This is a genomic window from Oscillatoria nigro-viridis PCC 7112 (assembly GCF_000317475.1).
GTDB lineage: Bacteria > Cyanobacteriota > Cyanobacteriia > Cyanobacteriales > Microcoleaceae > Microcoleus > Microcoleus nigroviridis.
The window spans coordinates 5,534,094-5,555,311 of the sequence record NC_019729.1 but is presented as its reverse complement, the minus strand read 5'-3'; the positions used below and the strand labels follow the sequence as shown (position 1 = coordinate 5,555,311).

The following is a 21,218-nucleotide window of genomic DNA, read 5'->3' as shown; positions in this document are numbered from 1 at the left end:
TTATGAGTTTTGGTAATCATTCAAAACCCATAACTTCCGACCAGTCGTTACCGAGAAGCGCTGGACCCATCGTCGGGCAGAAAAGCCATTGGATTGATAGCACCCTGTCCGGCGGGATGGACTTCAAAGTGCAAGTGCGGCCCGGTACTAAAGCCCGTGCTGCCCATTTCGGAAATTTGTTCCCCTTGAGCGACTTTCTGACCCTTTTGCACCAAAATCCGGCTGTTGTGGGCATAGACAGTCTCAGTGCCGTCAGGATGGGTAATTTCCACCAGATACCCGTATCCGCCGTCATTCCACTGAGCATAGGTAACCACCCCGTCTGATGCGGCCACAATTGGCGTGCCGATCGGCCCTGCAATATCAATTCCTTTGTGCATCCGTCCCCACCGCCAGCCGTAGCCAGAAGTAAGAACGCCCTTAGACGGCCAAATAAACCCCTTAGCCGACTGTTGTTTGCCGTTAGGCAGATAAGTATCAGGGTTCGAAAGCGGAGGCAGTTCTGGAGAAACCATGCGTCCCAAAGACGGGTTGCTTAGGAGATCGTAACCCTCGGCTCCCAAAGGAGCAGTTGCTACGACAGGCCGCTGCCCAGCAGAGGTCGGCGTCAGGTGGATCGGTTGCAGTTCCGCTGCGCGAGCCGGGTCTAAACGCTCTTGCTGCTGCTTCTGAACCTGCTGGGACCAGGCTCTTGATGGCGGTCTGCTGATTTCATTCTGCACCGCCTCAGTATAGTCGGGGGTGTAGAGATATGGATTGACACTTGGCATATCCTCAGACGGGTTGACCGAGGGCCCGTCAGTTGGAGCCAGGGACACCGCATTGGCGCCGATCGAATTGCGCGAGGCACGATATTCCTCTCGCAGCCTGACAACTTCTGCCCTCAAGCGTTCGGAATAAGGGTTGAGAGCTTCTGCGGTAGGGAGAGCCTCCGAATTCGACTCTGGTAAAGCGCTAGTTGGATCGGCATTTGAACCCTGGGCGCTAGTATTTGCCGCGAAGCCGATCGGCTGCGGGTATTCTCCCGTAGCGATGGCGGTAGCAGTTGCACTCGCTGGCCCAGGCAGGGCACTGGTGTCAACTGCACCTGTAAATGTTGGTTCGCCTTGAAGATCCAGCTTCCGCGGATCGCTAATGGTTTGGGAAACTTGAGTCAGCGGAATGCTGTTAATTTTGGGAACCATCGGCGCTGAAATATTGTTCAGACCTTCGAGGTTCTCCAGGGGAGAGACAACAGGCACTGTGGGCGCGGGAGCTGCAACGCCAGCACCGGCTATTTCCGAGGTAGACGAGCTGGGGTTCAAAGATGCGGGAACCGAACTCGCCGCCCAGACAGATGTAGAGTTGGAGGCAGAATAAGAGGCTGCTGCCTGCACCCCTGGATTTTTTAACCCAACTGGGGGAATTTTGAGCCGTTGATTGACATTCAGCAAGTTGGGGTTGCCGAGCTTGTTGACGGAGATCAGATCTTTGGGCGATACGCCGTGACCTTTGGCGATCGCATCTACCGTATCTCCCGGACGCACGCTGTAGAGAACCTCAGCCGGCGCGGCGGTACTTCCTGCAGGGGGGACTACCACAGCCGAGGGCAAACTGGGTGTTGCCAAAGACTGTTCAATTGACTCGAATGCTCGATCGGGAGATGCTGCTTGACCGACCCCAGCATTGGAAATTACAGGTGTGGCACCGAGGTCAGGAATAGTTGTCCCAGTTGCAGATCCGGGGGAGGTCAGCGTCGGTGCTGACTCCGGCAAAAATGCCGCAGGTGTAGATAAATTTGCTCCCCCCTCCGACCCGAGCGCAGTTCGACCAGATTCTGTGGTGCGGTTTTCCTGTTTTTTCAAACTGTCGATCGCCCCGTCTGCATTCGGGATGTCGATCGAACTTTGTTCCGGTACAGTCGCGATCGGCGGGGGCGCTGCGGTTGATGGCAGCGCTGTCATTGCTGCACTATCCGGCTCGGAGCCAGTCACATTTAACTCTTGTTCGGGATTGACCGTCGCTGGGCGATCTAGCGAACCCGATGTGCTATTGCCGGCGTTCTGTTGTGGTGTGGCTTCCGTCGCAGTCGGAATTCTGAGCTGTTGCCCAACTTGGAGTAGGGTATCGGGTTTGATGTCGTTGGCAGTTGCTAGTGCCAACGGTTCAACTTGATAATCCCTAGAAAGCTCCAAAAGGCTTTGCCCCTCCTGCACCTTAACCGTCGCGGGTTCAGAAGGCGATACGGGCTGTGGGGCCCTGGAACCGTCAACTTGTGCCGGCGTAGCTGGCCCGTTGGCCGATACTGGCTGTACTTCAGCGGTGGATTCTGATGTCGGTGCGAGTTCAGACGCGCGAGCGCTGTCTCCATTTCTCGGTAGCAGGATGCCAGAAGCACCTACCGATATTGCCAGCCCGATCGTGGCGAGAGAGCGAACTCTGCCTGTGCTGAGCGTTGTCTGTTTGGATGGTTCCGCAGAACCGTCTCTGTCGATTTCACTAGCCTGAACAGGCTTAATTTGGGGATATGTTCGTTTCAAAAAAACGACCTCCTACTGAGAAGCGCTAACTGTCCTTGGAAACACTCAAGGGGATCGCATGACGCTGAGTTTAAATCAACAAGCAAAATATTCTGATTGTTGACAGCTATCATGCTTAGGCCAGATTACCTTGCTTTTTTAATTTAGACAAGCTCAAACCGTCATAAATTTTAAAATTTTCGGTCAAACCTGCTGCAATTAACCCCACAAGCCTTACACCGCAATAGCTGGAACGAATATGTAAATTCTGCGTTCCGGTAAGGCATAAGACTCTCACCTATTATCAGACTTTAGGCTAATTTCCGGACAACCTACAACCGTATATTTACTAGATATAGTGTTCAGACCCAAGCTGGTACTCGATCGCGCCCTAAATCGCTAAAATACTCTGTTTTTGCGGCTGAATCATCTTGGGAGTAATTTGGTGTTGCTGATAACAATCTGTTTTTGCATGAATAAAATATATTAATGTCTGCTATTTAGATTTTCACCCCTTTGATACAAATTTCTTATATTTAAATGAAGATTTAGCAGCCTCCGGCAGCTATTAAATATCTATATATTTATGTGTTGATAATGATTTATCCCAGCTCCCCCAACTGTCGTTTAGCCTCAAACAAACCTACAGCGGCGCTGACGGATAGGTTCAAACTCCTGACTCCAGGCTGGCTCATCGGAATAAAAACTGTGGCGTCGCAGGCATCCAAGACGAATTGGGGAATGCCTACAGTTTCCGAGCCAAACATCAGCCAGTCGCTGGGCTGAAATTGGAATTCGGCGTAACTGCATCGCCCGCCAGTGCTGAATCCGATCGATCGTCCCCCGCGCTGCTGCCGATAGGCCCCAAAAGCCGCTAAGTCTTCGTGGCTGTGGAGATTGACGTAGGGCCAGTAATCTAAGCCGGCCCGTTTCAGGTAGCGATCGCTAATTTCAAACCCCAGCGGGCCCACTAAATGCAGTTCCGTACCTGTGGCAGCGCAAGTGCGGGCGATATTGCCAGTATTCGGGGGGATTTGCGGGTGAATCAAGACAAGTTGCGGCATGAAGCTAATTAAAAGCGAAAAATACAGCTATTGGGAAATTTATAAAACTACCCACAGGTAGATATACCTTATAGCTTTTATTTATAACCTTTGTCGAGCTCCATTGATTAAATATTCTGATTTGTTTTTGGGCGTCGCTCTGCAACTTTTTTCATGGAGGTTCGGGCTATTTTTATTATTGGCTGAGTACGCATAGCCAGGGGGCTAGTGAAAGCCCCCCTGATAATAGCGGCGGGTACTTCACGCAACTAACTGGGCGCACAAGTTGTCTTCGAGCTCCCATTCTTGGTGAGCCATCCCCTGCATTCCTTGCAGAATAATACTGCGGGTGTCCGAACCGCCCTCGTGCAGCTTCAACCACTGCTGGGCCGTGTTGCCTTCCCGGAGAATCTTTTTGAGTGGCGAGAGAAAGCAACTAAAGCCGCGTTTTTTGGCTATAGGCCACACTTCGCGGTAAATTTCCTCAATCCAATCTCGTGCCAGAATAGTTCTGCCGTCTTGCCAGTGGGTGAGTTCGGCATCCAAACTTTGCCGCGATGCAGCAATTTCGTTAGCGTCTGTGAGAGCAACTAAGTCTTGGTTGCGGGTGGCCGCAGGTAAGGTGCTGAGTTCTAAGGGGTCTAAGTTGGGGTCTTCCATCATCTGCCAAATGCGAGCTTCTAGTAAGGCAGTGATGGCTAACAAAGCCAGAGGATTGACTTCAAGGTCGCAAATTCTCAGTTCGAGGCGGTTGAGACAGTAGGGGCGACGATCGCCATTTGGCCGCACTGCAGACCACAAATGGCGGACGTTTTGCATAGTACCGAGTTCTAGCTGTTCTTCAGTCCACTGGATGTAATGTCTGTGACTTTCAAACAGGGGGACGATGGCGGGAGTTTTGGGAAACAAACCCCACCTAGTGGAATGATAGCCCGTGACTTCGCCGTCGAGGAAGGGGGAAGAGGCGCTCAAGGCAAGGTACAGCGGTGCTTCGACGCGGGCGAGGCGGATGGCGCGCATCAGCATTTCTGGTTGGGAGATGCCGATGTTGATGTGAATGCTGGCGGTGACGACTTTGGTGCCGTAGGTTTGCTCGATGTAGGTGTGGTAGGGGTTGTTGGGATCGGATCGGTAAAATCGATCGCTCCCCCCGAGAGACAAGGTACTTCCCGGCAGCAAGGTATAGTCGCCCAATTGTTTTAAATACTCGCGCAGCCGAACTCGCGGCTTGACTAAGGCGCACAACAGGCGATCGTAGCTCGACAGCGGGGCAGTCGTGTACTCCACATTGCGGCTATCAGGCTCCCGCACAAATCCCTCTAGATCGGCAACTATGCGATCGGAGAGACCGACCACCTCACCTTGTGGCGTGCCGGTATACATTTCTACTTCAAAGCCTTTCGATAGCAGCACGTTTGTTCCTCAGCTAAGTTGAGTGCTAGTTTCTAGTATCCCAAAAATTGACCTGTTCATACTATCTGCCACGAGGCAGAGTTGAAATTTTTCGCGACTGGCACTGAAACCGGGTTTTTCGGCGCCAGCAAGTTTGAGCGTTTGTGTGTTAGTTGAGGGCCTGTCAGGACAAATGCTCCCTTCGCAAAGAGTTTCCGAGGCGGTTTTAGAGTCAGAAAGGCTGTTTGTTCGATCGCGGGCGTCTTTTATTGGGCATTCGTGACGATCGAACTTATGGTGAAGAGAACCCTCCCCTGCCTCAGTTCGACATCTGTTTTCTGCCTTGAGAGGGATAGCCGCAGATATATCTTGGGTGCGATTCTAAAAGAGGACTCTGCAATATTTTTGAGCTATTATTAACCCCGGGAAATACCTGTGAAACAGCTTGAAAAAACCCCTCCCAATTTTTGGAATATGCTAAGCAATTTAGCCTTAGTTCGGTTTTTGCTTTTATTTGCTTCAGGTTGGGCTGGACTGCAACTTCTAGCTTACTTTGAAACAGCAGTCGCGGTGTTCGCGATTGCTGCACTCGTGGCTTTTTTGCTCAACTATCCGGTGCGAAATCTCCAGCGATTTTTACCGCGAAGTTTAGCTGTCGCCTTCGTTGTCGCGATCGCCATTTTAGTTTTTGGCGGTCTCACCGTCACCGTAGGCGTCACTCTTTTATCTCAAGGACAGCAATTAATTGACAGCATGACGGAATTCGTGAATGCTCTGGCGCCTCTTTCAGAGCGCATCGAAGCCTTCCTGCGGGCGAGAAACCTGCAAGTTAACCTGCGAGTTATTGAGGAACAACTGCGAAATCAAGCTTTGGCTGGAGTTGTATCGAGTATTGCTTTTTTACAAGTATTTTTAACCAATTTATTGAATTTAATATTAATTATGGTAGTGGCTTCTTTCATGTTACTTGATGGAGAGAGGCTGTGGCTGTTAGTTCTCAAATTTATACCCAGACACCTGCACAGGCGTTTAAGTGTAACAATAGAGAAAAACTTTTTAGGATTTTTTAAGGCACAAATCCTGTTAATGTTATTTTTGACAACAGCAAGTTTTTTAATTTTTCTGCTGTTAGATGTAAAATTTCCCTTGATTTTAGCCTTTATTATCGGATTGTTTGATTTAGTTCCGGGGATTGGAGCGACTCTGGGCATTAGCTTAGTTTGTTTTATTGTATTGTCTCAAAGTGTGTGGCTATCTTTAAAAGTATTGACAGCTTGCATTATTTTGCAGCAACTTCAAGACAATTTTATTCAGCCGAGACTCATGCAAAATTCCCTTAACCTGAATCCGGTAGTGGTATTTTTTGCGCTGTTAGTCGGGGCAAGATCGGCAGGACTTTTAGGTATATTTCTGGCGATTCCGCTAGCAGGAGTGATAGTTAGCTGGTTTGAAATTGAAGAAATGCAAGCGGAAAGTTAATTGATGCAGCCCTCCTATTTTATATAAAATCCGGCTGTAACATCAGATTTTAAATTGCCGACTAGAAGTGCCATGCTTCAAAAACTCTTCTGTTCTCAAAGCGAATTAAAAGTAAAGAGAAGTAAAAAGAAAAAAGCAAAGTAACTGGGTAAAGTCAATGAATAAATTGCAAGTCAGTAGGAAATCTTTCTTCTTCTGGTTCTGGATCGTAAATGTAATCGCAGTCAAAACGCAGAGCTTGAGAGTGGCGGCTGATAGAAAATCCGCAATTACTCACCATTTCTGTAGTAAAAGTTGCCATGACTAACTCAATGAGCTTTCTGTAAGAAATGTTAGGCAGTTGAACGTAATAGGTGCGTCTGGCAAAAAAGATTCTCTCATCTTTCGGTAGAATTATGCCATTAATTCTGTGTGCGTGTTGAATCGGCTTGATATAGGTTTCAATAAACTGCGACTGATTTTTTTGGAGTCTCGCTAATCTTTCGTGTTGCAACCAGCTCATTTGAAACACAATCTTAATAAATTCAAAGCCCAAAATGTAGTTAAAAACATTATTGCGTTCTTCTGTACTCAAAACGAAGCGGAGTGCAGATTCTAAATATTGGTCAGTTTCCCGGCGCGATTGTTGAGCTGAGTGGATATAAAATTGTTTGATGTAGCTTCTTAAATCTGATTCGTTTAATTGTTTTTTGACTCTAAATCTGATTAGATACTCTTTGACTCGGTGTAGAGTATCTACATCTTCAAACATTTTTGAGACTAAACCGTCGGCTGTATAATTATCTAAAAATTCTGCTTGCAAGTCGGGAGTAGATGCACACAATATGTAGCAGAGGGACAAGACATAGCGCCGTTGGTTCCAAGGCAAGCTTTGGGCCCAATCTTTAACTTCTACAGGGAGTTTTTGCAGCACGGTATCTGTGTGGGGGAGTTGAGCAAGGTCGGCATATTTATGTTTTTGTTTAATCATTGCCTGAAACCTTATATTAGTAAGTATACAGAGTAATACATCGCAGATGATGGGAAGGGAAGCTGCGACGGAGGGTTGCAAGTTATTCTGTCTTCTTTTCTTGCCATCTATCTAAATATACATTCTGTAGGGAACCGGGGGCGTGATCGGTCTCACACTTTAGCGAGTTTTAAATCACAAATGCTAGCTCTTCGCATCACATTTGGGTGCGACGAGTGCCACCCATAAAACTTCTTCACGTCACCGGCGCAACGGTGGGTTTCGTTGATGATTGAGTCGGGTGATTCATAAGTTTTTGTTAGTAATGATTACTGAGATCGATCGTGAACTTGACTACAAGTATTTTCCCGGAAAATCAGTGCCAAGACTTAACTTTTCGCGATCGCCTCGTGCAACCAGTGCGACAGTGGCTCGATAGCATTGCAGTGGGAGAGACACCAGTAACTCAGTGGTGTGCCAACTTATACTCGCACAGTGTTCTTGTGAGAGAGATATTCAGTTATGGGGACACCATTTTTTCCACATACTGCCTATGTGCAAGCTTAATCCTTTGTATGAGGAATTAATGAATGGGGTTACGCTTTCACTCGCTCTCGTTGTTGGGGGGGTCAGCCATAACAGAGACAAGTTTCCGACAAGAGTGGTGAGCAACCCAAAATTTTAGATCCTACTTCCTGCCCCCAGATGTATCTGTGGAGTAAATCTCAAATCTAAAATCGACTGACGTATGCGCGGAAGATGTAACACGGTACTGCTGATTGAGGGGTGTCATACCTCGATCGCCCATTGATATCAATTATTTATGGGGTCTGTCGCTCTGGTAGTTGCCAGAGCCATAATTTAAGCCATAATTGTTGATAATATCAATGGATGCCTCTCGATAGGAGTGGATATCCATCGCGGCGCTTAAGCCAAAAATAACATCAAACGGTAGCAGCAAAAACAATAACTATAAAAATAATTTAATAATCTACGTGGGATCGGGGAAGTGAATATGTTTAACGCAACTGAACTGCTGATTAAGGCTTTTGTCAATCGCCTGATTGAAGGCTACTGCCACACTTACGGCGGGTTTAAATCTGACTATGGTGAGATTATTGCTTGGGTGGCGAGTATGGCTTTAGAAAATATTGCTAATAGCGATGCTCTTTACCACAATGTCGAACACACTATTTTAGTAACCTTGGTGGGACAAGCAATTCTGGGTGGGAAGCACATCCGCGAAGGGGGTGTTTCCTGCGAAGATTGGCTGCACTTCCACATTGCTTTGCTGTGTCACGATATCGGGTATGTTAAAGGTGTTTGCCGCCAAGATAGAACAGATTTGGGACTGTATGCGACGGGAATAGGCGACCTGAAATTAACGCTGCCTCCGGGGGCGACGGATGCTAGTTTGATGCCTTATCATGTCGATCGCGGAAAAATGTTTATTGACGAGCGTTTTGGCGGTCACAAACTGATTGATGCCGAGCTGGTTAAGCGCAATATTGAGCTGACTCGTTTCCCAGTTCCTGCCGATGAAGATTATCAAGATACTGTAAATTATCCGGGTTTAGTTCGGGCTGCCGATTTAATTGGTCAGTTGAGCGATCCGCGATATTTGCAAAAGATTGCGGCGCTGTTTTACGAGTTTGAGGAGACTGGGCAAAATCTGGTTTTGGGCTATCAAAATCCAGGGGCGTTGCGGGATGGTTATCCGAAGTTTTATTGGAATGTGGTTTATCGGTATGTGAAGGATGCGATCGGCTATTTGGAACTGACGCAGCAGGGGAAACAAATTGTTGCTAATTTGAACGCGAATGTGTTCCGTGTGGAGCATTCTCAGGTTCCAGAGTCTGCGGTGGCTGTAGTGAGCTAGGGTTGGGGTGGATGTCGGGCGATCGTTCTTTTTTCGGATAAGTAAGTCGCTATAATTAAACGTAAAATGCTCTTCTTTTATATCGCCGCAGCACTTAAAGAAGTCGTAGTTCTGGATATTCTGTTTTTTTAGCTGGGCTTACTTAAATCTGAACTTACCCCTGCCAATATACTTACACAAGCTCACAAGCCTTTCATCACAAAGGTTGTAATTTTTGAGTAAAAAATTGTGTACCCATGTAGATGATTGATAAGCAGTTATACATTTAAATTGTCTGTTAAAAAACAATTCCCCGTCTTGTGGGGTGGGCCTATGAGCCCGCCCTGAATATACAATTTAAATGCGCGACAGCTTATCTGTTTGCGATCGGCAATTATATTGAATCTACAACAATTGAGCGCGAGATCCTGCGTCAGCTATTGCTGATAAATGGGTACAAATTTTCAGCTCAAAAGTTGCATCCTTTGTAGAGTAAGAGTTTTAGGACTGTTAGTACATTTGTATGGGGGAAGTCCAGACTTAATATCGGCGCGTCACGGGAAGAGTCGCCTGATTTTTGGCGGGGAAAGCAGCAGGCAAAAATTGAGGCGATCCAACGCTTGCAAGCAATAGGATTGAGCGACGAGCAAATCGCGAAATGCTTGGATATGACGCTAGAAGAGATTCGACAAGTCGATTTGACAGAATAGAACATAGAGCAAGCGCTAATGGCTGATGGAGTCCCCGGCTCAAGCTTGGATATCGCTCTTAATTCTAACAGGTATAACCCATTTTTTACTGGATTAAAATAATAGGTAACTCACTTTAAAATAGATTGACATTGAGATTAATTAACCCCAAAATCGAGTTTGCCTTCAAAAAAATATTCGGCTCCAACGAAAGCAAACCAATTTTAATCAGCTTTCTCAATGCCATGATTTATGATGGCAACCCCACCATCGCCGACCTAGAAATTATCGACCCGTATTTAGCATCGAGAGTTCCGTATCTCAAAGACTCTTACCTAGATGTCAAAGCCAGACTTGCAGGAGGCGCAACTGTAATTATCGAGATGCAAGTTTTAAATGTAGCATCTTTTGCGAAACGAGTGGTTTACAATGCTGCGAAAACTTATTCTACTCAACTGATTCGCGGTCAAGGTTACTTTAAGTTAAAACCTGTAATTGCTTTGACAATTACTGATTTTGAAATGTTTGACAATGACCGAGAAGTAATTTCTCACTTTGTGTTCAAGGAGAAAAAGCGTTTATTTGATTATGTCGATCCAGAGATTGAACCGATCTTTATCGAATTGCCAAAATTCAATAAACAACTGGATGAGTTAGAAACTTTGACTGACAAGTGGATTTATTTTATGAAAAATGCTCCCACCTTGGAAATAGTGCCGTCAACAATGGAAACAGTCTCGGAAATACAGCAAGCTTTTGCGATTGCAAATGAAACTAATTTGAATCCAGAGGAGTTGGCAGATTTAGAAGAACGCGAAATGTTTATTCTGGATCGGCAGGGTGTCTTGCTCAAGGGAATTGAAAAAGGAATCGCACAAGGCAGAGAACAAGGCATCGCAGAAGGGCGACAAGAAGGTAGAGAAGAAGGACTCGCCCTAGGAATGAGAGAAAAGGCTCTAGAAATTGCTAGGCAACTTCTCAATTTCCTTGACAATCAAACAATTAGTCAAACTACTGGTTTGAGCGTTGAAGATATCCAAAATTTGCGGGAGGAATGAAAAGAAGGGAAAAAGTACGATCGCACAATTAGTGCAGCTTTTCTCGTTACCAGAATCAGCCTGGTAGCGCAGGTTTTTGAGGTTCTGCCTCTTGGATTGAGAATTACGCTAAATATTAACTCTCATCCACTTAATACTCAAGGATGAGTCTGCCCTCCGTCTAAAGGCAGATTTCATTAAACGAGTAAATTCCGTATGATGCTGTAAAAGTCAGTCACAGGGGAAAGCTATCTCCGACTCTAGCTCCGCATAACTGACAAATCTTACTATAATCAAAAAATACATCTCATGACATCAGTCACTCCCAATCAAACTTCCTCTCAATACGAAGTTACAGAGTCAGAAGACAAAATTCAGTCTCTGGTAGAAGAAGTTAAGCCAGAAAGCGAAATCGATTTAGAATTCCTCTACACCAGAGACATTGAATTCCGACAAGAAACAATTTATTTCATTGTAGTCGATCGCTTTTACGACGGCGACCCCGCAAATAACGAAGGCCCCAATCCAGAACTTTACGATCCAGAAGGGAAAGATTGGGGCAAGTATTGGGGCGGCGACTTGCAGGGAGTTATCGACAAACTCGATTACTTAAAAGATATGGGAGTTAGCGCAGTTTGGCTGACTCCACTGTTCGAGCAAGTAGAAGCATTATTTGTCGAACAAGCGGCGATTCACGGCTACTGGACTAAAGATTTCAAGCGACTAAATCCCCGCTTTATTGCCAAAGGCGACAATCCTTCTATCAACCAAACACAAGAAACTAAAGATACCGTATTTGACAAATTAGTACACGAGTTGCACCAGCGAAATATGAAACTCGTGCTCGATATTGTCTGCAATCACAGCAACCCAGATTTTAGCGGAAAAAAAGGGGAACTCTACGATGACGGCGTAAAAATAGCTGACTTTAACGACGATGAAGATGACTGGTATCACCACTACGGCGAAGTCACAAACTGGGAAGATGAATGGCAAGTCCAAAACTGCGAACTGTCGGGTTTAGCAACTTTCAACGAAAACAATATTGCCTACCGCAATTACATTAAATCAGCAATTAAACAATGGCTGGACAGAGGTGTTGATGCTTTGCGGGTTGATACAGTCAAGCATATGCCTATTTGGTTTTGGCAGGAATTTAATGCTGACATTTTAACACACAGACCTGATGTTTTCATTTTTGGCGAATGGATTTACAGCGACCCTAGAAACGATCGTTCTGTGGAATTTGCCAACGAGTCGGGGATGACTATTTTAGATTTTGGTCTGTGCGTGGCAATTCGAGAAGTATTGGGAAAGGGTGCGGAGGCGGGATTTAAGTTAGTCCAAGATGTCCTGAATTTGGATCACCGCTACTACGGGGCGACGGAGTTGATTACTTTTATTGACAACCACGATATGCCGAGGTTTCAGTCGTTGAATCCCGCTCCAGAAATGCTGAATTTGGCGATATGTTTAATTATGACGACTCGCGGCATTCCCTGCATTTATTACGGCACCGAACAGTATCTGCACGATGATACAGATGGGGGAAATGACCCCTACAACCGCCCGATGATGGAAAAGTGGGATACTGATTCGCCGATTTACCGAGATGTGCGTTTGCTGTCGGGATTGCGGCGGCTGAATCCAGCTATTTCGATGGGGAGTCAGTGGCAAAAATATCTAACTGCTGATGTTTATTGTTACGTGCGCCGCTATCGCGATTCGGTAGTATTTGTAGCGATGAATCGTGGGAATTCTGTGACAATTAAAGAGGTTGATACTGAGCTCCCTGATGGAGAGCATACGGAGGTTTTATCGCGCCGCAAGTTTGAAGTTAAAGATGGAATGCTGTATAATTTAGAGTTGGGTTCGCAGGAAGTAATGATTTTTAGTCGCGTCGGAGAGCGAGTTAAGGCGAAAACTATTGTGCGGGCGCAGCTTAACAGCGTTAGAACTCAGCCTGGGGAAAGAATTGTGGTGATTGGAGATTGTCCTGAATTGGGGAATTGGGATATTAGTAAGGGTTATCCCTTGGAGTATATCAATACTAATACTTGGTTTGGGGAAATTCCTTTTAATGAAAGTGCGGGGAAGTTGATTTCTTATAAGTATGCGCTGCTACGGGAAGGACTGTCGCCGCTGCGAGAAAATCTGGTTTGTCGCCGCTGGGTTTTAGTTTCGGAAGGGACTGTGAAATGGCGGGATAAGTGGGCGAGTGGACGCGAGTCGTGATTTTTAATCAACAGGCTTTCCGGGCTGTTTTACCAGTTTTTAATGAACAGGCTTTCCGGGCTGTTCCACAACCAAGTTTCTGTTTTGTGGAACGGGCCGGAAAGCCCGTTGCTGATATTACGAGTTTAGATCGATCGCAGCTTCTGGGCCAAAACATCGACATAAGGTTCGCTGCTGTGCTGGTTCACCACCATTTCGCAGCCCCGCTGCGCTTGAGATTCAGCTTCTTGAGGATTTTTTTGCAAATGGACGATCGCCTCGCGCAAACCTGCTGCATCTCCCACATCTACCACTTTGGCAATATCCGGGGCCGCTAAATAATCGACCATACCTTGAGTCCGAGTAATGACGACCGGCCGCTTGCAGGCCATTGCTTCTAGCAAACCCTGCACTCCAGCAGCATATTTATTGTCCGCCAAACAAACTGCAATTACGTCTGCATCGCGGTAAAGCTGCACTAAATCCGGCCATTCGTAGAATTTGCGGGACATATTTTCTGGCATAGTATCGGGGAAAGCTTGCGATAAAGCTTTGGCATCTTTAGAAAAACCGCTAATTTTTACGTCAACATCTAAGTCAGCAGTTGCTGCTGCTAAGAGTCGGTAGTCGCGCTTTTCTAATCCGACGCTAACAACCGTTTGCCGCTTTTTATCGCCAGAAACGGGACCGGGTGTGAAAAACTGGGTGTCTGTCTGGTCTAGATGCACTAAAATCCGGGATTCAGGTAAAGCTAAATAACTGCGGAGGAAGTCAGTTTGAGGGCTGGCGCAGGCCATGAACACCTCTATTTTGTCAGCCAAACCAAATAGTTTTAGGGCGAGGCGGCCGCGCAGCCGATCGATATTGTGGAAATGTACAACAATTTTCGGACGATCGGGCTTAGCCCCGCAAACCGCCGCCACTGGAATGCCAATGTCCTCGCCGTTACCAAGAAACTGGGTCTAAAGCCCCGTCCTTACAGGACGGCTTTAATAAAACTGTGAAGATTCGTTAAAGATGCAAGCTGGCAAATAAAAGTTTATGTAAAAGTGGTAAACTATTGCAATGATAGTATTAGAGTTTAAATTAAAGGGCAAAGCAGAGCAATATCGAATCATCGACGACATGATTCGGACGGCTCAATTTGTGCGAGTGCGACGTGAAAGTCGTGTGTAGGTGCATCAGCACTAAAGACTGAGGAGCCGTCTCCTCTATGGGACTCCTTCCCCATATTCCCATGTAAAAGGGTCAAGTACCCCGCCTACCGAGATAGTAAGTAATGAAACTAAGGGAATGCAAGGCACAAAAGCTGGAATACGGACAGCTCGTTTGATATATCCGGCAAGGGAAAGGGAGGTAAGGGTTAACGAAAGTGAATCATCGTAAGCTCCGTGAAATGACAATGGCGAAATGAGCTGATACGCCATGCCAAAAGGCAAGCAGGTAAGTCGTTGAAGTTCGGACATCAACGATGAAGGAGTAAAACCCCTGTCGGAGTATAGATGGAACCCGAACCTCTCGCAGGTCACATACACGAAACACGGTAAACCCCACTAGCTCTTGGGTAAGGTCGAAAGCCCAAGTAGGTCAACCGTAAGGAAGACGGAACTGCCGAGGGGGTAAAGGATGCCAGAAAAAGCGAAAGCCAAGGGTAACGCCCTGGATAGGGGTTCAAAATTTGCCTCTCACCAAAAGGTGGCAGACTTCTGGTAGGTCTTCAGCGATAAATCAAAGTAAAGGAATTGAACCGACGTGAAAGATAGGGTCAGTAATGACATCGGAACGAAGGAACCGTTGAGAACATGGGAATCCATCAACTGGAAACTTGTGAATAGACGGATTAAAAACCTGAGACGGAGAATTTATCGAGCAACCCAGAACGGACAGTGGAATAAGGTTCGCAGCCTTATGAAACTGATGATATGTAGCTACTCCAACCTACTACTGTCAGTGCGGAGAGTAACTCAAGAAAACGAGGGGAAAAAGACGGCTGGCATAGACGGTCAGACGGCAACCACCCCCTCCGAAAGAGTAAAACTCGTCAAAGAAATGAAGGATTACACCCTGTGGAAAGCTCAACCCGCTAGAAGGGTATATATTCCAAAAGCCAATGGAAAACAAAGACCATTAGGGATTCCAACAGTTAAAAACCGTATAGCACAAGCAGTAATCAAGAATGCACTGGAACCTAGTTGGGAAGCCCGAATGGAGGGTAGCAGCTACGGTTTCAGACCAGGTAGAAGCTGTCATGATGCCATAGAACACTCTTGGATTCGCCTTAATAAACAAGGGAATGACAGGTGGGTATTAGACGCAGATATCAAAGGCGCATTCGACAACATCAGCCACAACTTCATACTCAAAACTATTGGAGAAATACCAGGCAGAGAGTTAATTAAACAGTGGCTGAAAGCAGGTTATGTAGAATCTGAGATATTCCACGAAACGAAAAGCGGAACACCACAAGGGGGGATAATCTCACCCCTTTTAGCTAATATAGCGCTGGACGGAATAGAACAATTCCTAAGTCAATTTAAGAAAAGGCAAGGGAAGAACAAGTCTCCTAGAGCGCCTAAATATGGATTTGTCAGATACGCTGACGACTTCATTATCACCGCCGAAACAAAAGAGGATATTGAGGAAATAATTCCCTCGGTAAAGGAACTCCTCAAGACAAGAGGACTGGAATTAAATGAGGACAAAACCAATATTGTTCATATAGAACAAGGATTCAACTTTCTGGGATTTAATGTCCGACACTTCCAGGAAAGCTGTCTAGTAAAACCTCAAAAGGAAAAAGTCAAACTATTCCTTAGAGAAATTCGGGAATGGCTAAAAACCAATAAACACGCCAGCCCGGAAGCAGTTATCCAATACCTAAACCCCCGAATCAGGGGGTGGGGAAACTACTATAAGCACGGGGTAAGTAGCGAAGTGTTCAGCTATGTTGACCACCAAATTTTTCAGGCAATCTGGAAATGGTCACTAAGCAGACATCCAAACAAGGGGAAGAAGTGGGTGGCAGGAAAGTATTTCATCACTGTCAATGGCAGGAAATGGAACTTTCATGCAGCAGTTGAAGACAGAAATGGGAGGAAGAAAAACCTAATCCTAACGAAACTCGGAGACTTACCAATAACCCGCCACGTCAAAATCAAAGGAACGGCGTCCCCTGATGACCCCAACCTTACCGAATACTGGGAAAAACGTAGAACTAACTACGGAAAAACATATTTTGCCAAAGGTTCAAAGCTATTCAATGTAGCCCAGAGCCAAAGCTGGAGATGCCCCGTATGCGGTGAACACCTGTTCAATGGAGAAAAGCTACACACCCACCACAAAATGCAAGTGAAAGATGGGGGAACTAATAGGGAAAACAACCTAGTCCACCTACACCTCACCTGCCACAAGCACGTACATACGGGTAAAAGTTCTGAGGTTCTGGAGGCTTGAGCCGTATGATGCGAAAGTGTCAAGTACGGTTCTTAGGGGGGAGAGATGCGGCGACGTATGCTCTCCTACCCGACAATAAAACTCTGAGACATTGGATAGACAATCAAGGAATTAAGTTAGTAGACCTGTACAAACAATGCGCCCTCATGGCGAAAGAGTTTGAATGGGCAGGCAAGCTTAACTCAACAGCACGTCAAGCTTCGGCGGAACGTGCTATTTTTGCCATTCAACGTTTCTTTGCTAATTGCCAAGCTAAAAAACCAGGAAAAAAGGGATTTCCACAGTTCAAAAAGCATACCCGAGCCGTTGAGTACAAACAATCCGGCTGGGCACTTTCTCACGACAAAAGATGCTTGACGTTTAAAGATGGTTTTGCCGCTGGGAAGTTCAAATTAATCGGTAGTCGAGACTTGCATTTTTATGCACCTGATGAAATTAAGCGAATTAGAGTTGTGCGCCGTGCCGACGGATACTACGCACAAATTTGCATCAACGTAGAGCGAAAAGAGGAACTTGTTCCGACTGGTAAAGTTATCGGAATAGACGTAGGGTTGAACCACTTCTATACTGACAGCGACGGCGAAACAGTTCCCAATCCCCGTTATCTCCGAAAAAGCGAAAAAGCTTTGAAGAGATTGCAAAAGCGAGTCTCTCGGAAAAAGAAAGGGTCTAAAAATCGAAAGAAAGCGATTAACAAGTTAGGAAGAAAGCACCTAAAGGTCAGCAGGCAGCGTAAAGACTTTGCCATAAAGACGGCATTGTGCGCGGTAAAATCTAACGATTTTGTAGCTTACGAAAACCTTCAGGTGCGAAACATGGTCAAAAACCACAAGCTTGCTAAATCAATTAGCGATGCAGCGTGGTCGCAGTTTGCTCAGTGGTTGGAGTATTTTGGGAAAGTGTACGGCAAAACCGTAATTGCTATTCCACCACAATACACATCCCAGGAGTGTTCAAATTGTGGCAACCAGGTCAAGAAAACCCTATCAACTCGAACCCATATTTGCGGTTGTGGAACGATATTAGATCGCGACCACAACGCCGCGAGAAACATTTTGGTAAAGGGTTTCAAGCAAGCAAAAATCAATTTAAATACGGTGGGGCACACCGGAATTCACGCTGGGGGACAGACCGAGCTCTACTCGCTGGTGGTAGCATCCTTTGGAGCAAATCGACTGGCCGATCCTAGAATCCCCTCGCCTTCAGGCAGGGGAGTGTCAAAAAATATCACGTCGTCGCTGCTGACTTGCTCGGACAATTTGCGGGCGGCGGTTAATGTTCGGGTTTAGAAGAAATTTTCGATCGCAGCTTGTCACTCAACGATATCGCTTCGCCATCCGGGGCGTGAACGGTGGCATTTAAGCTGTCTCTGAGGGCCCGCAGGACGTGGCGGGGGCATTTGCCGAGTTGTGCATCGCGGTCAATTCCATCTAGGTCTATTTTGCGACCTAATGCCCAATCGTATTTCAAACTATTCTCCTTATAATTATTCTGGTGCTGGCACAAATTATCGTAACTGCTCACCGCAACTGCGTTGCGGTATTGCTAATGATGGCAATCGAGCTGGCCTCTGTTGCATCTGTTGCAAGTGTAGTAAGGGGTTGAGCCAAAGCCGACGAAAATAGAGTATAGTAGCTTTCATGCTTAAAACACCAGCACTGACCAGCGAACCACCAGAGATAGCCATCGCAGTAGAGCAGATGGCACAGACAATGCTGTCATTAGGAGAATGGCTGCTCAAGCAACAACAGCAACTCAAACAGCAACAGCGAAAACTGGCAGAAAAACAGCAGCTTATCGAAGAACAACAACAGGAAATCGAACAGTTAAAAGAAGCATTATCCAAGCTGAAAAACCGCTCCTCATCAAACAGTTCTATCCCTCCATCAGCCGACCAAATTAAAAAACCTAGCGACAAAAGCAAGCGAAAAAAAGGAAAAAAACGCGGTCCAAAATACGACCATCCGGGCAAGACACGAAATGGATTTGGCGAACCCGACCACATCATTGAGTTACAACCCGAGCGATGTCCAGTTTGTCAGGCAGGAGTTGAGGCGATCACAACAACACCAACCAAAGTGCAACAAGTAGCCGAATTGGTAGAGCAACCAGTAGAAATCAGAGAATACCGTCGCCCATTATGTCAGTGTGTTGATTGTGGCTGGTCGGGATACTCTCAACTACCACCCTCCGTCATCGAAGGGTTTAGCTATGGTAGCAGGTTATGTAGCGTGGTGGGTTGGCTGGGATATGGTGGTAACTTACCCTGGAGAAAACAAGAATATTTTGTGGAACACGTCTTAGGAGTACCCATCTCTCAAGGAAGTTTAGCCAAAATGCAGCGCTACTTTCAGCAAAGTTTGCAGCCAATTTATCAACAATGGCTCACCTACGTGCAACAGCCGGGAGTGCGCTGCGTAGATGAAACAACTTACTGTATTGATGGCATCAAGTATTGGTTGTGGGTAGCCACCAGCGATCGAGTTTGTGTACTATTATTAGCTCCGACTCGGAGTAGTGCCGAACTTCAGCAGTTATTGGGACAAAACTTTGAAGGCATTCTCAGCAGCGATTGTTTCAGTGCTTACAACCGACAATCAGCAGCGGCGAAACAGAAATGTTTAACACATCTGGAACGAGATTTAGAAGCACTCAAGCTCAGTCGATTTGAAGCTAATCGTTTGTTTGCCCAAGGCGTGGGTGAGATTTTAACCACTGCCAGAACTTTGCACAGGGACTATCATGCTGGGAAATTGAGTTGCCTTCAACTCGCTGGCAATCGTTCGGTAATTGAAGCTCAACTGCAAGCAGTTTTGCACAATCCACCAGTTACGGGATGGCCTGCCGATGCCCAACGATTAACCAACCGAATGCAACGTCATTGGACAGAGTGGTTCACCTTTTTAGATTATCCACAAGTGAAACCTGATAACAATGATGCCGAAAGAGCTTTACGTCCAGTAGTTGTACATCGGAAAGTAACTGGCGGGGCGCGCAGCGATTGGGGCGCTCAACTGGTGGCTCAAATGTTCAGCTTTCTCGAAACAGTTCGGTTGCAAGGACATGAAGCGATCGCGCAACTTTATCAGTTACTTTGTTTAGCAGGTCGTAGTCCTCCGGGTTTACAGTTCAGTTGAACTTAATTGTGGGCTTGTGACGGTAGCTATTTTCAGTGGCAGCCTGCATTTTGAGCTTGGGAAATTTCCCGTTTCTACAAAACGCGCAAATTTTTCCATCACCATTTGTGGCTCCATTTGCGATACTGCAACGCAGTTGCGGTGAGCAGTTACAAATTATCTAACCTCAGAAGATTCTATCCTCTGCTGTTGAAAGTGCTAGTGCGATCGGTCAGTCGATTTTAGATTTTAGATTTTAGATTTTAGATTTTAGATGAATCTGGGGGGTTCTCCCTTATGTGTGAATTTTTTTGAGTTCCGCGAATCCTGTCTGGGGTTTGTATCGCAACGGCGCTGACGGTTAGGAAACCGGGTTTCTCGACACCCGCGCGCAAATCCTGTACGAATCAAAAACAGTGACAGGGGTCGATCGATTCCAAGGACTTAAGCTTTTATGCTGAAGTTAGCTAAAGCATTTATGTTTAACCTCATGTATATTTCTCCAGAGCAAGACCAAAAAATTCGCTACACCCTGCGCGAGTGCGGTCAAGAAGCTTACAAGCTCGCAGCCGAACCTTTTGAAGTTTCCGAGAAAGGGCCCAACGACTACGTGACGAGTATCGATCGATACCTAGACCGACAACTATCGGCAGCATTTAGCGCTTTGTTTCCTGAAGACGGCAGGATTACCGAGGAAAACACCGCCTCCAGAGCAGCTTACCGCGCCAATTACCAGCGCCTCTGGTGCATCGATCCCCTCGACGGGACTGAAGAATTTATTCGGGGAAAACTGCACTACGCTTCGATGGTGGGGCTGCTGCTTGAGGGGAAACCGGTGGCCGGCTGGATCTACGCCCCGGCTTTTGACCAAATGTATTTTGGCGGCAAAGATTGGGGATTGTTCCAAACTGTCGGAACCCAAGCGCCTCAGCCGATCGCCCTGTGCAAACCCCCGGCTCCGACAGCGGAAAATTGTAAAATTGTTCTCGGAGACAAAGACCAGAAAAACTACGCCCGGGCGATCGCCCAAAGCATCCCCGGAGCCGAATTTTACTCGCTGGGCAGCTTTGGCTTAAAAGTGATGGAAGTTATCTTCGGTAGAGCTGGTTTGTACCTGTATCTCAACGGCAGAGTGAAAGTGTGGGATACCGCCGGCCCTCTGGCTCTAGCAAAAGCAGCCGGATTGGTTTGTTGCGACTTGCAAGGTCAACCGCTGAGGTGGACGGCAGATGCGATCGAGCCGGAGACTCTAGCCCACACGCAGTCAATCGCGATCGGCTGGCCGAACTACATAGAACCTCTGTTGGGCAAAGTTCAACAGGCAGTGACAGGCTTGTAAACCCGTTTAAGATTAAAGAATCTGCCGATTTTACGTGAACCGGGCCTCTGCACCCTTATCATCAATTAAAGGAGCAACAGATTGTTTGTGTTCCCAAACATCGATCGTTCCCTAGCTGTTGGGTGTCGCCTAATCATATTTCCCACCTCCG

At 46.6% G+C, this 21,218-nt stretch carries 15 protein-coding genes; 9 read left to right on the top strand and 6 right to left on the bottom strand.

What is annotated here, in order from left to right; all coding sequences use genetic code 11:
* Positions 1–47: 47 nt before the first annotated feature.
* The 3 genes from OSC7112_RS23030 to gshA form a co-directional block, all read right to left on the bottom strand.
* Positions 48–2,519: a peptidoglycan DD-metalloendopeptidase family protein gene (locus OSC7112_RS23030; RefSeq protein WP_015178159.1), complete on the bottom strand. Its 2,472-nt coding sequence runs from the start codon at positions 2,517–2,519 to the stop codon at positions 48–50.
* 581 nt (positions 2,520–3,100) lie between these two features.
* On the bottom strand, positions 3,101–3,562 hold the full coding sequence (locus OSC7112_RS23025; protein ID WP_015178158.1) for a tRNA (cytidine(34)-2'-O)-methyltransferase: 462 nt from the start codon (positions 3,560–3,562) through the stop codon (positions 3,101–3,103).
* Positions 3,563–3,802: 240 nt separating this feature from the next.
* Positions 3,803–4,954: a glutamate--cysteine ligase gene (gene gshA, locus OSC7112_RS23020; protein WP_015178157.1), complete on the bottom strand. Its 1,152-nt coding sequence runs from the start codon at positions 4,952–4,954 to the stop codon at positions 3,803–3,805.
* Between the two features lie 414 nt (positions 4,955–5,368).
* On the opposite strand from gshA, the gene OSC7112_RS23015 reads away from it, so the two are divergent.
* Entirely contained in the window at positions 5,369–6,412 is a 1,044-nt protein-coding gene (locus tag OSC7112_RS23015; protein WP_015178156.1) for an AI-2E family transporter, read from the top strand.
* Positions 6,413–6,566: 154 nt separating this feature from the next.
* Here the strand turns inward: OSC7112_RS23015 and OSC7112_RS23010 are convergent, their stop codons facing one another.
* A complete protein-coding gene (locus OSC7112_RS23010) occupies positions 6,567–7,382 on the bottom strand; it encodes a hypothetical protein (RefSeq protein WP_015178155.1) in 816 nt (271 codons plus the stop codon).
* Between the two features lie 448 nt (positions 7,383–7,830).
* Here OSC7112_RS23010 and OSC7112_RS38540 point away from each other — a divergent pair, with 448 nt between their 5' ends.
* The 4 genes from OSC7112_RS38540 to OSC7112_RS22995 all read left to right on the top strand — a co-directional run bounded on the left by OSC7112_RS38540 (position 7,831) and on the right by OSC7112_RS22995 (position 13,180).
* Positions 7,831–8,046, top strand: coding sequence for a Mo-dependent nitrogenase C-terminal domain-containing protein (locus OSC7112_RS38540; RefSeq protein ID WP_150111589.1), 216 nt, complete (start codon positions 7,831–7,833; stop codon positions 8,044–8,046).
* 330 nt (positions 8,047–8,376) lie between these two features.
* Entirely contained in the window at positions 8,377–9,240 is an 864-nt protein-coding gene (locus OSC7112_RS23005; protein WP_015178154.1) for an Npun_R2479 family HD domain-containing metalloprotein, read from the top strand.
* Positions 9,241–10,060: 820 nt separating this feature from the next.
* A complete protein-coding gene (locus OSC7112_RS23000; RefSeq protein WP_015178153.1) occupies positions 10,061–10,966 on the top strand; it encodes an Rpn family recombination-promoting nuclease/putative transposase in 906 nt (301 codons plus the stop codon).
* 288 nt (positions 10,967–11,254) lie between these two features.
* Complete coding sequence (locus OSC7112_RS22995; RefSeq protein ID WP_015178152.1) at positions 11,255–13,180, top strand: alpha-amylase family glycosyl hydrolase; 1,926 nt, start codon at positions 11,255–11,257, stop codon at positions 13,178–13,180.
* Between the two features lie 125 nt (positions 13,181–13,305).
* Here the strand turns inward: OSC7112_RS22995 and OSC7112_RS22990 are convergent, their stop codons facing one another.
* Entirely contained in the window at positions 13,306–14,082 is a 777-nt protein-coding gene (locus tag OSC7112_RS22990; RefSeq protein ID WP_015178151.1) for a glycosyltransferase, read from the bottom strand.
* A gap of 829 nt (positions 14,083–14,911) precedes the next feature.
* On the opposite strand from OSC7112_RS22990, the gene ltrA reads away from it, so the two are divergent.
* On the top strand, positions 14,912–16,612 hold the full coding sequence (gene ltrA, locus OSC7112_RS22985; protein WP_015175181.1) for a group II intron reverse transcriptase/maturase: 1,701 nt from the start codon (positions 14,912–14,914) through the stop codon (positions 16,610–16,612).
* Positions 16,613–16,617: 5 nt separating this feature from the next.
* On the top strand, positions 16,618–17,901 hold the full coding sequence (locus OSC7112_RS22980) for an RNA-guided endonuclease InsQ/TnpB family protein (protein ID WP_015178150.1): 1,284 nt from the start codon (positions 16,618–16,620) through the stop codon (positions 17,899–17,901).
* On the opposite strand, the gene OSC7112_RS22975 is transcribed toward OSC7112_RS22980, so the two are convergent.
* Positions 17,885–18,082: a hypothetical protein gene (locus OSC7112_RS22975; protein ID WP_150111588.1), complete on the bottom strand. Its 198-nt coding sequence runs from the start codon at positions 18,080–18,082 to the stop codon at positions 17,885–17,887. The two genes, OSC7112_RS22980 and OSC7112_RS22975, sit on opposite strands and share 17 nt — an antisense overlap.
* Positions 18,083–18,252: 170 nt before the next feature.
* On the opposite strand from OSC7112_RS22975, the gene tnpC reads away from it, so the two are divergent.
* A complete protein-coding gene (gene tnpC, locus OSC7112_RS22970; protein ID WP_015176254.1) occupies positions 18,253–19,749 on the top strand; it encodes an IS66 family transposase in 1,497 nt (498 codons plus the stop codon).
* A gap of 433 nt (positions 19,750–20,182) precedes the next feature.
* A complete protein-coding gene (locus OSC7112_RS22965; RefSeq protein ID WP_015178148.1) occupies positions 20,183–21,067 on the top strand; it encodes a 3'(2'),5'-bisphosphate nucleotidase CysQ family protein in 885 nt (294 codons plus the stop codon).
* Positions 21,068–21,218 lie beyond the last annotated feature (151 nt).

Bases quoted from the DNA above. Each gene is read 5' to 3' on its own strand.
- OSC7112_RS23025 (WP_015178158.1), bottom strand. From the start codon at position 3,562: ATGCCGCAACTTGTCTTGATTCACCCGCAAATCCCCCCGAATACTGGC.
- OSC7112_RS23010 (WP_015178155.1), bottom strand. From the start codon at position 7,382: ATGATTAAACAAAAACATAAATATGCCGACCTTGCTCAACTCCCCCAC.
- OSC7112_RS23005 (WP_015178154.1), top strand. From the start codon at position 8,377: ATGTTTAACGCAACTGAACTGCTGATTAAGGCTTTTGTCAATCGCCTG.
- OSC7112_RS22995 (WP_015178152.1), top strand. From the start codon at position 11,255: ATGACATCAGTCACTCCCAATCAAACTTCCTCTCAATACGAAGTTACA.
- OSC7112_RS22980 (WP_015178150.1), top strand. From the start codon at position 16,618: ATGATGCGAAAGTGTCAAGTACGGTTCTTAGGGGGGAGAGATGCGGCG.
- tnpC (WP_015176254.1), top strand. From the start codon at position 18,253: ATGCTTAAAACACCAGCACTGACCAGCGAACCACCAGAGATAGCCATC.
- OSC7112_RS22965 (WP_015178148.1), top strand. From the start codon at position 20,183: ATGCTGAAGTTAGCTAAAGCATTTATGTTTAACCTCATGTATATTTCT.